This window comes from Polycladomyces subterraneus, assembly GCF_030433435.1.
In the GTDB taxonomy this organism is placed as follows: domain Bacteria; phylum Bacillota; class Bacilli; order Thermoactinomycetales; family JIR-001; genus Polycladomyces; species Polycladomyces subterraneus.
Genome location: NZ_JANRHH010000021.1, coordinates 1 through 14,746, shown reverse-complemented (window position 1 = coordinate 14,746; position 14,746 = coordinate 1). Strand labels below are relative to the sequence as shown.

12 protein-coding genes and 1 pseudogene are annotated in these 14,746 nt (G+C 46.8%); 6 read left to right on the top strand and 7 right to left on the bottom strand.

What is annotated here, in order from left to right; translation table 11 throughout:
• The first annotated feature begins 110 nt into the window (after positions 1-110).
• Positions 111-575: a DUF5680 domain-containing protein gene (locus NWF35_RS04850; protein WP_301237961.1), complete on the top strand. Its 465-nt coding sequence runs from the start codon at positions 111-113 to the stop codon at positions 573-575.
• Positions 576-1,024: 449 nt separating this feature from the next.
• Here NWF35_RS04850 and NWF35_RS04845 read toward each other — a convergent pair whose 3' ends face one another.
• From NWF35_RS04845 to NWF35_RS04835, 3 genes are all read right to left on the bottom strand, one after another.
• A complete protein-coding gene (locus NWF35_RS04845; RefSeq protein WP_301237960.1) occupies positions 1,025-1,387 on the bottom strand; it encodes a hypothetical protein in 363 nt (120 codons plus the stop codon).
• 407 nt (positions 1,388-1,794) lie between these two features.
• Positions 1,795-2,880 (bottom strand): tyrosine-type recombinase/integrase, encoded by a 1,086-nt coding sequence (locus NWF35_RS04840; protein ID WP_301237959.1) that lies wholly within the window; start codon positions 2,878-2,880, stop codon positions 1,795-1,797.
• Between the two features lie 684 nt (positions 2,881-3,564).
• Positions 3,565-5,058 (bottom strand): flavin monoamine oxidase family protein, encoded by a 1,494-nt coding sequence (locus NWF35_RS04835; protein ID WP_301237958.1) that lies wholly within the window; start codon positions 5,056-5,058, stop codon positions 3,565-3,567.
• A gap of 274 nt (positions 5,059-5,332) precedes the next feature.
• On the opposite strand from NWF35_RS04835, the pseudogene NWF35_RS16805 reads away from it, so the two are divergent.
• The 4 genes and pseudogenes from NWF35_RS16805 to NWF35_RS04820 all read left to right on the top strand — a co-directional run.
• A pseudogene (locus NWF35_RS16805) lies at positions 5,333-5,716 on the top strand (GNAT family N-acetyltransferase); the annotation flags it as partial.
• A 51-nt stretch (positions 5,717-5,767) separates the two neighbouring features.
• Entirely contained in the window at positions 5,768-6,214 is a 447-nt protein-coding gene (locus NWF35_RS04830; RefSeq protein WP_301237957.1) for a hypothetical protein, read from the top strand.
• A 49-nt stretch (positions 6,215-6,263) separates the two neighbouring features.
• Positions 6,264-7,229, top strand: a complete 966-nt coding sequence (locus tag NWF35_RS04825) for a site-specific integrase (protein ID WP_301237956.1) — start codon at positions 6,264-6,266, stop codon at positions 7,227-7,229.
• A gap of 135 nt (positions 7,230-7,364) precedes the next feature.
• Positions 7,365-8,309, top strand: a complete 945-nt coding sequence (locus NWF35_RS04820) for an NPP1 family protein (RefSeq protein ID WP_301237954.1) — start codon at positions 7,365-7,367, stop codon at positions 8,307-8,309.
• 186 nt (positions 8,310-8,495) lie between these two features.
• On the opposite strand, the gene NWF35_RS04815 is transcribed toward NWF35_RS04820, so the two are convergent.
• The 4 genes from NWF35_RS04815 to NWF35_RS04800 form a co-directional block, all read right to left on the bottom strand.
• Positions 8,496-8,954: a ferritin-like domain-containing protein gene (locus NWF35_RS04815; protein WP_301237995.1), complete on the bottom strand. Its 459-nt coding sequence runs from the start codon at positions 8,952-8,954 to the stop codon at positions 8,496-8,498.
• 193 nt (positions 8,955-9,147) lie between these two features.
• A complete protein-coding gene (locus NWF35_RS04810; protein WP_301237953.1) occupies positions 9,148-10,848 on the bottom strand; it encodes a pyruvate oxidase in 1,701 nt (566 codons plus the stop codon).
• 305 nt (positions 10,849-11,153) lie between these two features.
• The gene (gene spoIIP / locus NWF35_RS04805) at positions 11,154-12,302 is read right to left on the bottom strand and encodes a stage II sporulation protein P (RefSeq protein ID WP_301237951.1); all 1,149 of its coding nucleotides are present in this window, start codon (positions 12,300-12,302) and stop codon (positions 11,154-11,156) included.
• Between the two features lie 819 nt (positions 12,303-13,121).
• Entirely contained in the window at positions 13,122-13,871 is a 750-nt protein-coding gene (locus NWF35_RS04800) for a sulfotransferase domain-containing protein (RefSeq protein ID WP_301237950.1), read from the bottom strand.
• Between the two features lie 580 nt (positions 13,872-14,451).
• On the opposite strand from NWF35_RS04800, the gene NWF35_RS04795 reads away from it, so the two are divergent.
• On the top strand, positions 14,452-14,746 hold a 295-nt coding region (locus NWF35_RS04795), incomplete at its 3' end, for a hypothetical protein (protein ID WP_301237949.1).

The following is a 14,746-nucleotide window of genomic DNA, read 5'->3' as shown; positions in this document are numbered from 1 at the left end:
TATGATGTAGAAAGAGTAGGAATCGATGAAATCTTTACTACAAAAGTGATTTCAACAAACTGAATAATATTACATACAGGTTTGCAATACAAACTTAAAAGGAGATTTATATGCGCTGCAAACTTATTTCTTTCCTCCTAACCGCCAAACGAGCCACATATGCCGCTCAAGGAGACGATGCTTCCGTCCCGGCACAGCTACCAGGGGCCAAACAATTGGAATACCGGGAGGGTCCTTATTTCTATCGGGATATCTATTTCGGGATGGAGATGTTTACGGGGATGGAGACGGTATATCATTTGGACCAACCCCTATGGGCCATGAGTTATGGGGGAGGAGTGATCAATATCGGTGATCGGGAGCAGATTCGTTCCATCTATGCATTTTTGCGTGAAGCGCTGCGCTTGGGATCGGAGGAAGCGCCTTATCGGGGACCGGACTTCTGGAAAAAAGGGCCGTTTACCTATATGAATCATTGGGAGGGCACATGGGAACGGTTTTACGGGTATGAGGAAATCCACTTGAAAGATACAAAAGTGTATGAATTGCGTTATCAGGGTGGTTTATTGAGTTAAGCTAGGAGGAGTTTGAATGGGGATATCCAATGGATCTCATTCGTTTTTTCCTCACTGCGCGTAATCGCAACACCTGGCCTATCCGTAACATTACTGATCACGACAAGTATGCGGTGGGGGAAAAGGGTTGCATTTTGGATGATTCCGGGCATTTTAGGTAATTTTACGGCAGTGACTGATATCCTTTTTGTAGGGGTCCCTATTGCTTGTCTTCCCCACCCTTTAAACTGGTTGGCGCAACCTATTATAATCAAACTGGTTTGTGTTATAAACTATTCAACACCATATTTGACTAGATTCAAATGACTGATATAGTAACTGCCCGTTTGCCTAGTGGGGAATCGCCGATTTTTCCCGACCGTTTCATAAAAAATGCCCTCATTTGGGTATATGCGCTTTTTTTAGTTAGGAGATACTATCGATTCAAAAAAAGATCAAAACCACTGAAATCACCTCTTATCTGGACTACGTTTATGTAGTTCTTCAAGCAATTTCTTCAGCATCTCGCGTTCCTCTTTTGCAATCGCCAGTTCTTCTTTGACCAGCGCTAATTCATCCATCACCGCATCATGTGTTTCGTTCAAAATTTGCTCCTGCTTTTCTCCAGCCTTTCGGGATACGTAACCTAAAACAGGTAGTGCAACACCTTGAAAGAAGACGGTTACCCAAAACATGAGCCACGCTTGAACACCTTCCGGTCTTTGAAAAAAAAGAGTTGCAAGAATGGCAATCGAAATAAGATAGAAACACCCCATGGTTGAGAGCCAGTAAGCGAGTTTATCCCCCAACCAATCGTTAAAACGTTTCATCATCACCATCACTCCTTTAAGGGGTAACGGATTCAAATACGAACTATGTGCGGCGGTAAGCGGAATGCTTCTCTCACCTAAACGTATGCCACACCTTCTATTTTTGTGCGAGTATGAGATGTTTGTTTCAGTTCGGAGAGATTCAAATAAATGGAAATTTGTTGTGGGTTACACGAAAAAAAGTCCTTCTATTTTCCCGTATAAGCGACCTTTTTTATATCGGGAATACAATTGGTCCAAAAAGGATCAAAATCGCTAAAATCGCCCCATATTCGCTCTATGAGCGTATGTAATATTTATCCAATTAGAGGCGTGCGAACTCCCCCTTCCTGGACTAAAAAATATCCATATTCACTAGAAGATGTATGATGAATACCGTGAACGGCTCGCTCCATCTCCTGCCTAAACACCTAGAACAACCGCCCCAACCGATCCAATGCTTCATCTTTCTCCGGGTTGATGACGTGAGTGTAAATTTGGGTGGTGTGAATACTGGAATGACCGAGGATTTCCTGCACCACCCGCAAGTTTTCGCCGTTGGAAAGCAATAAGGTAGCCAGGGTATGACGCAGTTTGTGCGGTGAGATGCTGGCTGCTTTGGGAGGTAAATTTGCTTCCCGGGCGTATTTGCGTATCACTTCGGAAACGGCCTTGCGACTGATGCGGGTATGGTTGCGGTTGACAAACAATGCGTCACGGTGTTCCACCGGGATTTTCGATTTCGGGCGTAATGCGAGGTAATCTTGCAGTGCGTGCATTGCGATAGGATTTAACTTCAGCACGCGTTCCTTGCCGCCTTTTCCAATCACGATCACACGGGCTTGGTTACCGTCAATTTGAAAGCTGTTGAGATTGAGGTTGATCAACTCCGATACGCGCATACCAGTGTTCAACAAAAGAATGATGATCGCGCGATCACGGGCTTCCACCCATATCTGCCGGTGGCGGTTGGGTTTCTCGCCATAGGCGGCGACGGCGTCAATCAGGCGGATCGCTTCTTCCCGTGTAAGGAAGACGGGAATTTTGGTCCGATTACGCGTGCGTAACGATACGTCCTCATATTCTTCTAAGGGATTTTGCGAGAGTACGTGACTTTTGACCAAATAACGGAACAGTGAGCGAAGGGAAGCCAGTTTCCGTTGTTTTCCCGCCCGCGAATTTTCTCTTCGATGTTTCCGCTCAATCCAATCTTCGTATATTTCTCCGGTGTGCGGATTCTTCTTTTTTACTTTCACCTGTACCGTTCGTTCATAGCCGTTTTCAATGCGTCGGAAAAAATGTCGGATCACTTGGGGGGTGACATTATCCAAATCCATTTGTTGCGAGGTGAGGAAATCGAAAAAGAGAGCGAAATCGTAGGCATAGTTGGCGATGGTTTGCGGGGAACGCTCGGCACTGATCATCTCCCAAAAAAAATCCTGCACTGGGTTAGGGAAACGAGAAATCGTCCGGTTGACAGACTCTGGAAGGCGAGACGAGAAAGGAATATCCGACATGGGTTTCACTCCTCATTTTGTAACGTCATCTCATACATATCACAAAATCTTCCAAATTACTAGTCGGAAATGGGTTATTTCTAACTTCCGATACGGTACTATTATCGGAAGTTAGAAAGGAGGGGGATTCCTTTCCAACAACTTCCTTGTCTGGTATCATAAACCGAGCTTGTAATCCCAACAGGACAGGAGGTCATCTTTTCGAAGATTGCATCCGGTTGCTTATACGGTCTTGATCGGAAACATATTTGTGACGATCGCCAAAACACGGAGAAAAGGAACCTTTTATCGGCGTGTTGCGGGGAAGCATCCTGCTCGCGGTCGGGGAGGTTGGATTCGCTTTTTCCTCCGGCTGGGCTGCGTATATGGTATCCATGATTCTCTTTACCATCGGAGAGGTTTGGTTGGTTCCCTCTGAGTATGCATTGCATTGATCGACAGGATCACACTTGAAGGTTTACGGGGCACCTACTACGGCGGGGGCCACTTTGGCCAATCTCGGCTTTTCTTGGTCCATGGGTAGGAAGTATGGTGTTGGAAGCATTTGGTGAAGCGTGATGTCCCTGATGTACGGGTTAATCGCGCTCATTGGGATCCTTTTTATCGTCGGGGGCGACTGTTTCTCAAACGAAAACGGAGAAGCAAGGATATCTCGTTAGGTTGGGGTGAATGGAAACAGACATTTTATTGGTGACTAGGACTCAAGTAAGTTCTTGGTAAATCATTGACTTCCCATGCAGCATGTATCCCAGACTCGATTGCACCTTGGATCCAAGCGTGGGTCGATGAGGCATGTTCACCAGCAAAATGAACCCTTCCCTCGGGAGTGGAAATATGGGGAGCTAGTTCCATTGCTTGATATGGTTTAAACATCGTGAAAGCCCCACCAGAATACGGATCTCGAATCCAACTGTGGCTCATTCCTGTTAGATACTCACGGTACACCTGTTTACCGTGAATGGTAGCCAAGCTTCTTAATGCATATTCGAAGCGATCTTCATCGGCCAAACTGTCCCAAGGTACAGCATCATCCTCCCATGTATAACTAGCCACAACAACACCCGGTCCTGGTTCACCGAGGCCATCGCTCGGGTATTTCGTATACGTAATCGGGAGATCAGAAACGGTTTTCCCACCATACAAACCTTCCTTTTCCCAGAACCTGTTTTTAAACTGGATGCCGGTCTTCGTAGAGCCCACATAATGAAGTTCTCGAATCGCCTTCCATTTCTCATGAGAAAAAGAGTTAACTGGTTCAACCTCCACAAATTGCAAGGTTGTAAAAGGAATGGTCACAATCGCAAGATCACCAGTGATTTGTGATGGCCCCAAGATTTTATGGACAGAATGAATGGTTACTTGGTTGTTGTGTTGCACAATTTTCGTCATCTTTTGTCCGTACAGGATATCATCTTTTAATTGAGAGAGAAATGCTTTAGGAAGTTGGTCGTTACCGCCCGTGATCTGATAGAAGCGAATATTAGGGGCAAACAAGACCAATAGTTCACGTAACAGTTCCAGGAAAGAAAGCTCCGGAAATCCTTCTATTGAAAGAAGTACTTTAAGCATATCGATGGCACCTACAGATAACGAGACTCCAAACGGATTATCTTTTAAATAAGATTCCATCGAGTATTGATTCAAATGTTTTACGACCACAGGCCAATTTTTCCGCGGGTTTTGGTTAATAAAATCTGTCACGGGTTTTATTGCTGATTGGAGCAACTCTGTAGCGGTTTTCCCCTTTTCGTGTGGGGCTACCGGAAAGCCGAAAATATCAGGGTTCTGTTCATACGTCTTTAAACGAGCTTTGATTCCTCTAAGATAGATAATGTCGTTGGGAGTCGTGTTAATAAACCTACTAACCGGAAGGCGAAATTTTTTTATATATTCCAAAGTCAACAAATGAGTATGTGGAATACGCATCGCGCCAGCTTCAAGATACTGCCCATCCTGAAAATTGTCTCGCAACGTATATACACGTCCTCCAACCCTTTCCGAAGCTTCAAGAATGGTAACATGGTGCCCAGCTTGCTTAAGCAAAGAGGCCGAGACTAGTCCTGCCATCCCTGCGCCTATAATAATGATCTTCTTGGGAATTTGGGTTTTTGGAAGTCCATTTCTGATGATCGAAATCATTTGATCAGATGATAACTCAGGATAAATGTAACTTGACATAGTTCGCTCCTCTGCAGTGCTTACCATGAGCTGATAAAAAAATGGCGTACTTCATTTTATTGAGCTGTATCATACAATTATGTACCCCGATAAAAACGAACCAGGCCTATAGGTAAGGTGGCGCGATCCATATGAGTGCACGGAGGAACAAAGAGGTATACATCTAATGTAGCAAGGCGTCTTTTTCCTTAAACTGAATGTCGACTCAGAAGCAGAGGAAGAGGTTCACTAAAGTCAATCAGATTGCTAAGATACCGGGAAAGGCGTGTCTTATATGAATCATTTGCATTTCGATCACTCCTACTGTGAAAACCTCTTGAAGCGGAGGGCGCTGATCGCGCTGTTTGAGACGGTGTTTGGAATTTCTTCTGATTTCTTATTGCGCTTTTACGAAAGGGGATACTGGGACCCAACATACCGCCCTTTTTCATTTTTTGAGGGAAACAAGGTAGTAGCGAATGTCAGTATGTTTGATATGCCGTTGGTGATCAACGGACAGGACGTTAAAGCGGCCGGCATACAATCCGTAATGACTCATCCTTCATATCGGGGGAAGGGATTGATCCGTAAGCTGTTCATGGAACTTTTCAGAAGGTATGAACACCAATATCCGCTTTTCTTCTTGTATACACAAATCCCTCATATGTATCAAAAGTTCGGATTCCGTATTCTTTCCCAGTGCCATTTCATCTGTGAGGATGTTGAGATGATGGGTAAACAGAAGACGCTGGTGGAGTTGGACATGCATAACGAACAGGATGCCAATCTGGTGAAAAAGATGTTTGAGAAGAGGACACCCGTGTCACATGTGTTTGGATTCCGCCATCATCAAAGCCCCTTTTTCTTTCAGGTGTTGAGTAGGGATACGAAAGTGAAAGTGGCTTATGCCCCCATCCTTGACGTCGTACTGGTGTATGATCGATCCAATACCACTCTGCATCTATACGATATCATTGGAAGCCGAATCCCGAATCTCCGTGTGATCGCAAGTTGCTTTGACTTCGATATTTCAAAAGTAGAAGTCCACTTTTCCCCCGATTTGCTTGAAGCGTCCGAAGTCAAAATCGCAACCAACCCCCATCAACAGCTAATGGTAAGAGGGGACCTGCCGACGGAGAAATACCATTTTGCGATACCGTCGATTGCTGAATTTTGAAGGGGTGTATGTTTAAATAGAAACAGACAGAGAAATGGAGAGGTGAACCATGAACCAACTGACAACCAGAAGCGGAGAACTCTCCACGGAATTGCGGGAAGTATTGGAAAAGGCGAGAGATTACACGCAACAATCCAAGGCTGCTAATACCAAGAAAAGCTATCGAGCGGACTGGAATGATTTCACCACCTGGTGCGGGGAAAGAGGATTATCTCCACTTCCCGCCGATCCGCAAACGGTGGCGCTGTATTTGAGCGACCTGGCGGACCGGCGCAAAACCTCCACGTTGCAGCGAAGGTTATCGGCCATTTCGCAAGCACACCAGGCTGCGGGTTACGACACTCCGACCAGCAGCTACATCGTGCGTACAGTATGGGCGGGGATTCGGCGGGCCAAGGGGACTTATCAGGAAGGGAAGGACCCAATCCTGGTGGATGATTTGAGGCGGATGGTGGCTGAACTGCCATCAAATACATTGACCGGAAAACGGGATCGGGCGCTTCTGTTGGTCGGGTTTGCCGGGGGTTTCCGACGCTCCGAGCTAATCTCCATTGACCGCGAGGATATTCAAATCGTTCCACGCGGCATGATCATCCTGTTGCGCCGCTCCAAAACGGACCAAGAGGGGAGAGGGGAGAAAGTGGGGATCCCCCGCGGCTCCCATCCGGACACTTGTCCCATTCGAGCGTTGGAAGAATGGTTGCGAGCTTCCGGTATACAGACAGGGCCCGTTTTTCGCCCTATCAACCGTCACGGCCAAGTGCGGAACCGACGACTCACCGATCGATCCGTGGCATTAATCGTCAAAAAAGCAGCGGAATTGGCAGGGCTGGACCCCCAACGTTTTTCCGGCCACAGCTTGCGCGCCGGCATGGCTACATCAGCAGCGATGGCCGGCAAGGATGAACGGACGATCATGAAACAAACGCGGCACAAATCTGTTAACATGGTACGTAGATACATACGCGACGGAGAATTGTTCAGCGAAAACGCCGTGTCGGATATCGGATTGTAGAAGATGGAAGGGCACTCCAGATGGGGTGCCTTTTCTTTATGGTTTGGTCATCAATTTTTTATCTTGTGTTAAAAGGGAATCCAGGATTGATTCAGAAAGAGGAGGAGTAAAAGTAGATGGGGGAGGAGCGAAGTAATGAAAGGAGTCCGGTCGGTTATTTGTGTGCTGTTGTCTTTGGTTGCGTTGACGTTTGACCCAAGCCCTTCAACTGTGGAGGCCGCCAGCGACATGGACCTGGCTTATCGATGGGCACCGGTCCATTTCCAGGACACGGATGATTCCGATGCGGATGCAGATTACTTGACTGCAGTTGATTATGACGGTGATTGGAATACACAAAACAACTGGGAAAATCAAGATGATGATCCTTCTCGTCTGAAGGGCACGGTTTATTACTCCGTCACCGAAACCGCCACACATTGGTATTTGGTGTACAGCTTTTATCACCCCAGGGACTGGGTGGATTATCCCGACTTCGGATTGGACAGCCACGAAAACGACATGGAAGGTGTCTTAGTCATCGTGCGGAAGGATGGCAGTACATATGGAACGCTGGAAGGCATGGTGACTGTGGCCCATCTGGATTTCTACTCTTACACCCCGGCTGGCAGTCCCTTGACAGACGGACAAGAAAACATTGATGGGACAGTGAGGATGATCACCACCGACTACCCAAGACCTGCCACTTTCCAAGAAGCCAAAGGACATGGGGTAAAGGCGTGGGACGGATCTGAGTTTCCCGGAGGAGACGGGGTGGTCTATTACCCCGATCGATCCACAGGAGAAGTACCGTCCTCCGGCAATGACCGCAGTGTGAAATATCGATTGGTGGATACGTTTGAAGCCAACGGATTGTGGAGCCACCGATACGATCCTCAAACGTTCGCTTCCTGGGGTACATTTCTTGGGGACAATGGAAAGGATAATGCGGCACACACCGCCTGGGCTTGGGACGACCACGACGACGGCCCCGTCTATGCGGGCGAAATGGCCACCGATCCCGCCCATCTGACGGATGTGTATTTTGATGGTTTGGGGAATTTCAGCACCACATATCTACGAAATGGATATGTGCAATAGATAGGAGTGAATGCCCCCTTAAAGAGACACGATCATGATGTGTGTCTGCTTTAAGGGGCTCTTGATTTTCCATACCCTGACTTCCCGGCTGATCAATGACCTTACGTCAATGGCACATCCGACCCGGGTGACAAGAAAACCGGCCATTTAAACAAAGAACCCCTGTCAGTCGACAGAGGTTCTTTGTTACGGTTGCTTACACCTGCAGCGGCAATGATTTGTCCAGAAATAAAGGAACCAGACAGCATGGTTTTGTTCGTCCTGGGCGGCTCTAGTGAACGCTTTTTTGATGGCGGGGTCCCGGGCTTTGTCGGCAATCTCGAGATAAAAGTCTACAGTATTCTGTTCGTCTTTCAGGGCGAATTCCAGTCCTTCCTTGTAGTCATCCGGACAGGGTTCCACCGCGATCTGAGGCTGTTGCCCGGTCAGACGGACGTAGATCTGATAAAATTCCCGGTAATGGTTGGTCTCGTCCTGACGAATCTCCATGATCTGTCGCCGCTCTTCCTCCGTGGGAGCCAACCGGGCCAATTTCTCGTAACAGGCAATCGCGCTGTATTGACCATTGATCGCCTTGGCGATGTCTTGTATCAAACCTGGATCTTCCCCGGAGACTCCCCATTCTCCCAACGTGTAGGCCCGCATTGATTCAGGATTCCAAATCGATGGATGATAAACATAGGGATACATTTAGATCTTCGCTCCTCGTTGTCTGGGTGTCGGGATAGTATATGGTCGAATCCCCTGGGGCGTACTATGGTTTATGGAACGATTCGAAGAAGTGGAGACCACTCTTTTCCAGAGTGGCCCCAAATTTCGCAAATCGTTGCCGTACCCCTTATAGGGGCGGTAGATCCAATTTTCCTTCTTCAAACAAGGCCTTGATCATGTGTTTGGCATAGCCGGAGGCCTGGGAGAACGTGATTTTTGGCGGCAAGGGTGCTTCATCAGGGTCGACGAGTACATCGATAATGCAGGGTTTTTTCTGCAACACGGCTTGTTCAAATGCAGGCAGCAACTCTTCCGGCTTTTCGACGCGATAGCCGATGCCGCCGCAAGCTTCTGCGTATTTGGCAAAATTGGGATTGGTGAGTTCCGTTCCAAATTCCAGATTCCCCATGACTTCCTGTTCAAACTTGATCATAGCAATTTTTTGGTTGTTTAAGACCACCACAACCATCGGCAATGCGTATTTTACGGCTGTTACGAAATCGTTCATCGTCATGCCGAAGCCGCCATCACCGCAGATGGCAAAAACCTGCCGATCCGGATAGGCGATCTTTGCAGCAATCGCTCCAGGCAATCCACAACCGAGTGTGGCCAACCAACTCGAAATAATGAATTGCTGGTTAGTCATGCGAAAATGGCGGGCCACCCAGACGGTCACATTGCCAACATCGACAGATAAAATGGCATTGTCACTGGCGACCTTTTGAAGTGCCCTGATGACACTTTGCGGTTTTAGGGGAATGGATTCTTGAACTTCTTGTTTATTAAGTCGGTCATGCCAATCTTTCATCATCTCTTGATGCTTTTCAAGGAAGGATCGGTCGGGTTGGTTCCCGATTCGTTTCGAAAACCAGGTCAGTGTTTTCGCCGAATCACCAACCAATCCGACATCAACGGGGTACCGTTTGCCAATTTGCGTCGGATCGGTGTCAATTTGAATGGTTTTGGCTTTTTCGGGTAAGAAACCGGTAAAAGGAAAAGAAGTGCCGACCATTACCAGAGTATCCGCCGTTTGCATAGCGTGGTAAGCCGGACGGGTGCCGATGAGGCCGAGCCCTCCCAGACATAAGGGATGCTCATCGGGAATGGTCCCTTTCGCCGGAAGAGAAAGGACGATCGGAGCGGCCAATTTTTCTGCAAACGCAAGCAATTCTTCGCGTGCATGTCGGGTCCCTTTTCCTGCAAGGATCACTGGCCGTCTGGCCTCATTCAACACATCGAGGGCATTCTCCAAATCATCCTGTTTTGGGAATATCTCCGGGGTGACGTGAAAGGAAGCAGTATGTAGGGCTTCTCTTCCCACTTCAAATGTGGGAATGTCGTCCGGTACAGTCAGTACCGCGACCCCTCTTTTGGCATATGCGGTACGGATGGCCTGATTGACCACCGCTGGAAGTTGTTCTGCAGACATGATTCGCTGATTATAGACGGCAACATCGTCAAACAACCGTTCAAGGTTAACTTCTTGAAAAAAATCTGTTCCCAAAAGGTCAGATTCGACTTGCCCTGTGATTGCAAGCACCGGAACGCGGTCCAATTTGGCGTCATACAAACCATTCAGCAAGTGGATGGCTCCTGGGCCGGCAATGGTGAGGCAAACCCCGAGTTTCCCCGTCAATTTGGCATACGAGGCCGCAGCAAGAGCTCCCGCTTCTTCATGGCGGACTTGAATGAATTTGATTTTGTCTTGCGCTTTGCGAAGCGGTTCGATAATGGAATTAATCGAATCACCCGGCATGCCGTAGATGTGATCGACCTCCCATTTGATCAAAAGGTCAACGAGCGTTTCTCCTGCGGTTTTTCGAAACATGTTTTTCCTCCTGTGTCAGTGTGTGTCACTTTTTTATTGTGCGCAGATTCAGGCAGATCAATCATGAGGAAAAGAGAAATAAAAAATGCCCCAAACCTTCGCTTCCTGGGGGCACATTTCTCGGAAACAATGGATAGGATAATGCGACACACACCGCCCGGGCTTGGTCAGTAATCAGATCAACGGCCTACCGGAGTAATTGAATCCCTTAGCGGGTGGAAAATGTCCCAGAAAACGAAGTTCACTGTAACTGTTGGAATAGAGCCGTTTTAGCTCAAAATCCCATGACCTGACCCGATAGAGACTTATGGTTGAGTGTCTGGTTGTGCATTTACGGGCAAGGCTTTGCCTTCAAGATAAACAGCCGCAAAAGCTTGAGCAAACGCCTTGGTTGATCGATATTCCTCTTCCATCGTATTGTCGACACCCCCGATTTCAATCAGGATGCTTCGCGGTGAAATCGACTGATTGTATTCTCCGTTTCCTTCCTCGTGATTTTTGACAAAAACCCCTTTGGAAACGCCGGGATATAGTTTTTCCAATTCATAGTGCAGTTGAAGTGCTAATTTCTTATTCTCCTGCCAATGGGGGTTGAGTGCGCCGATAATAAAAGAGATTCGAGCATAGTCTTTGCCGTTTAAGCTTATCGTCGTTTTTTTTCGCCTTCGAGAGTCCCGATGGATGTCGATAAAGTACTGCAGATTCCCATTTTGTTTCATGGCGGTCAGCACCGTCTTTCTGGAGGCCTGATACAATCGGGGATAGTAGACGCCTGTGTATAATTTATTGGAAAACTGAGCGCCGATCCCCATTTTTTCTAATTCTTCTTTTAGCTTTTGCCCCACCGATCTGACGCTGATTTGAACGTCATAAGCTTGGTCAGGATTAGTCCGATGGAGTTCCGGCAAAAAGGACTCCGTATAATGCGTGTTGTAAATATACACGATCTTGTTTTTGGGAGACTCTTCTTCTGGCTTTGTGGGTGAATTCACGTCGTTATTCTCTTCATGAGGGGGCACTCCCTTGTTCGGATGGGGCTGAAGATCTGCGGGAGGGGGCAAATCCACTGGGATATCGGTGTAGTCTACACCTTTTCCCGCCGCTACAATGTCCGTGTCAAAGAGGTCAAACTCCGGCAATTCCCCTCTGAGAAACGTTCGCGGATCTTTCAAATTGACACCTGTCACCAATTCCGAAACCAACGCTTCCCAAGCTTCATCTTTCAATGGTACCCGAACAATAGTAAAAAAGTAGGGGATCTCTCCGAAAGCATGCAACAAACTTTCCTTCGAAAGAAGAGAGGTCAGTTTGGACAATTCGGAATGGGAGACGTTTTCGGTCCGCAGTTCAGTAAACACTCCAAAATAGAAAAACATCAAAGCCAGACTGATAATGATATAGACGGTTCGTTTTACACGGTATTTGAAATCGTTTTGAGACAACCAGTTTTGCATCTTCTCTCCCCCCAGGCTGCTTGTCCATATGAAAAATATGCAGAGAGGGGAGGAGTAAGAACTGCATATGGAATCTAGAACCTATTGATTCGTTGATGATAGAAGTATGACTAGACATGAGCTTACCTCGAGAACGTAGAACCACACACGACGGGATGATGACACATCCATGAAATTCGCCGTTATCCGAAACGGAAATCGATTGAGAACGATCGAGATCCCACGGATTTGACCTATACCGATACAGATTGATATTTGGTATGCAGCTTTTATCATCCAAGGGATTGAGGATGATTCTGACTTTGGGTTGGACAGCAGTAAGGGACGGACACGGATCATTTTTTGGATGAAAGGGAAAGGGAAAAGGTGTATCATCATCTAATCTAACCGTTACAAAATATTTATTTTGTAACGGTATCTAACTGATACAACTTCATATGTTTCACTTGCCACACACCGCAGGTTGTCGCGTTGAAGCCCCTGGTAAAATAGGCATTATTGACCGCTGTGCAATACCTTCCACACCTGCTGATCACGTTATTTTGCAGCGATGTGGATGTATATATTGACCGCAACTGTCGGCGTTCTATCCTGATCGGTGCCAATCTTGGTCGAGCCGTGTTCGGGTGCATAGGATTCAGATATCTGATTAGAGTCGGTGACTGGGATCCGGCTCGCTTTTTTCTTTTCTCTGACCCCTCTCTGGAGGTCAACAGCGATTTTATTGTATCGGATCAGGGATACCAGTTCAAAAATGAGAGATATCGGGAGAAAAAAAACCGGGTTTTTTCTTCTCCCGGAACCTTCAGATAAACGGAACTACCAGTTCTCATCTTTCTCATAACCCCATTTTATCAACAAGGGTCCCACTTGTTTTTTCAATGTTTCCTTTTGCATGTCATTAAGTTCTGTCTTCCAGTCACCGATCCTCCCTCTTCGGTATGTCTTGGACTTGTCAGGAATTGCATTGCTCATCATCATATGAATAACGATCTCCTTCATTTTTTCATTCATCGAATTACCATACAAATAATCAAGTACTATTCTACAGGTATTGAAACGGGATTTTTGATCTCTAACCAGATCTTCATAACGGAGGACGAGGATACCAGGGATCTCCCGCCAAGGGAAATGGTGTCGAAACTCCTCGTAAACGCCGGGATAATTACATTTAGGATGTTGCACACCAGCAATCAAATGCGACACCAAGTCCTCAAACCGACGGTTCAGATATCGATCATAAAATGAATATAATGGATGCTCGTGTTTATCATTGATGATGAAATGGGCATAGGAAACGACGATGTCCCTGAAATCCCTGTATACGAAAATCTGCTTGACTTCACATTCTTGAAGAAGCCGATGATTATTCTTACTATACTTAATATGACCACAAACCAATTCACCCGGCAACATTTTGTGCAGTTCATGTATATTTTGAGGATTTATCCACGCTTGACATGATGTCGCAAATCGGATCTCAGGAATTCCCGCAACTAATTGTAGCATCAAGTGGGTTCCACTCTTCGGCACAGTGTTAACCAATATTTTCGGATGATTTTTTGACAATATTTCTTCCTCCAATCCGGTTTTTTCGATATATTATAAATAAATCGATTTAAATCTGCGGAATGATTGATAAATTTAAACTACTACTCTCCGCCGATCAACATCGTAACCGCTGATTTCATTACCGACGACTTCTCCGCCGGTGTGACGGTCCTAGTCGCTGAATAGATTTACCACTACCATGTCTGTACCGGCGGCAAGGCATCGGCCCGGCGGAGTGACGCGACGATGGCTTCTTCTCCGACAGGGAGCTACGCGCCCGCGTCCAGTAGGGGACGGAAGCGGATTGCGGCCCAAGGAATGTACGATTGGACATGGCAAATGGATTTTGGATCTGGGCAAACCGTTTCGGGTTGTTTCTGTATATCAGGCGCGCTCTCATTTCGATCGGTTCCCCGCTCCGATAAAAGTTATAACTGCATGGGAACGTCCGGGAAGGATGGTATCCCATTTCTGACAACTCCCGGCTATATTGATCGACAAGAAGGTGGATGGGGTGCCTCTGGTTAGGAAGCATACCTTTGATCACTTGCGAATAACGAACCCGGGTAAACCATGCAAAATGATAAAAACGGAGGGGTTGGTCATTTACCAGGAATTTACCATTTTTGAGAGTGATCTTTCTGTGGTACAAATTCCACTCAGCCACGTTATAACCGGGGTGTTGCAAAATGTGGACATCAAAAAAAACGGGAGCATGATCCAACCATCTTTGGTCACCATAGATTCCGCGGTCCGTATCATCATAACACATCCGATCGAGTCTTTTGGTCCACCAATTGAGAAACCGCATGGATTCCCTGGTTCTTTTCAGGGCGATAAAACCCGAATTATAGAGGCCAACCTTATACATTCGAAGCTCATCCTGCATCGAA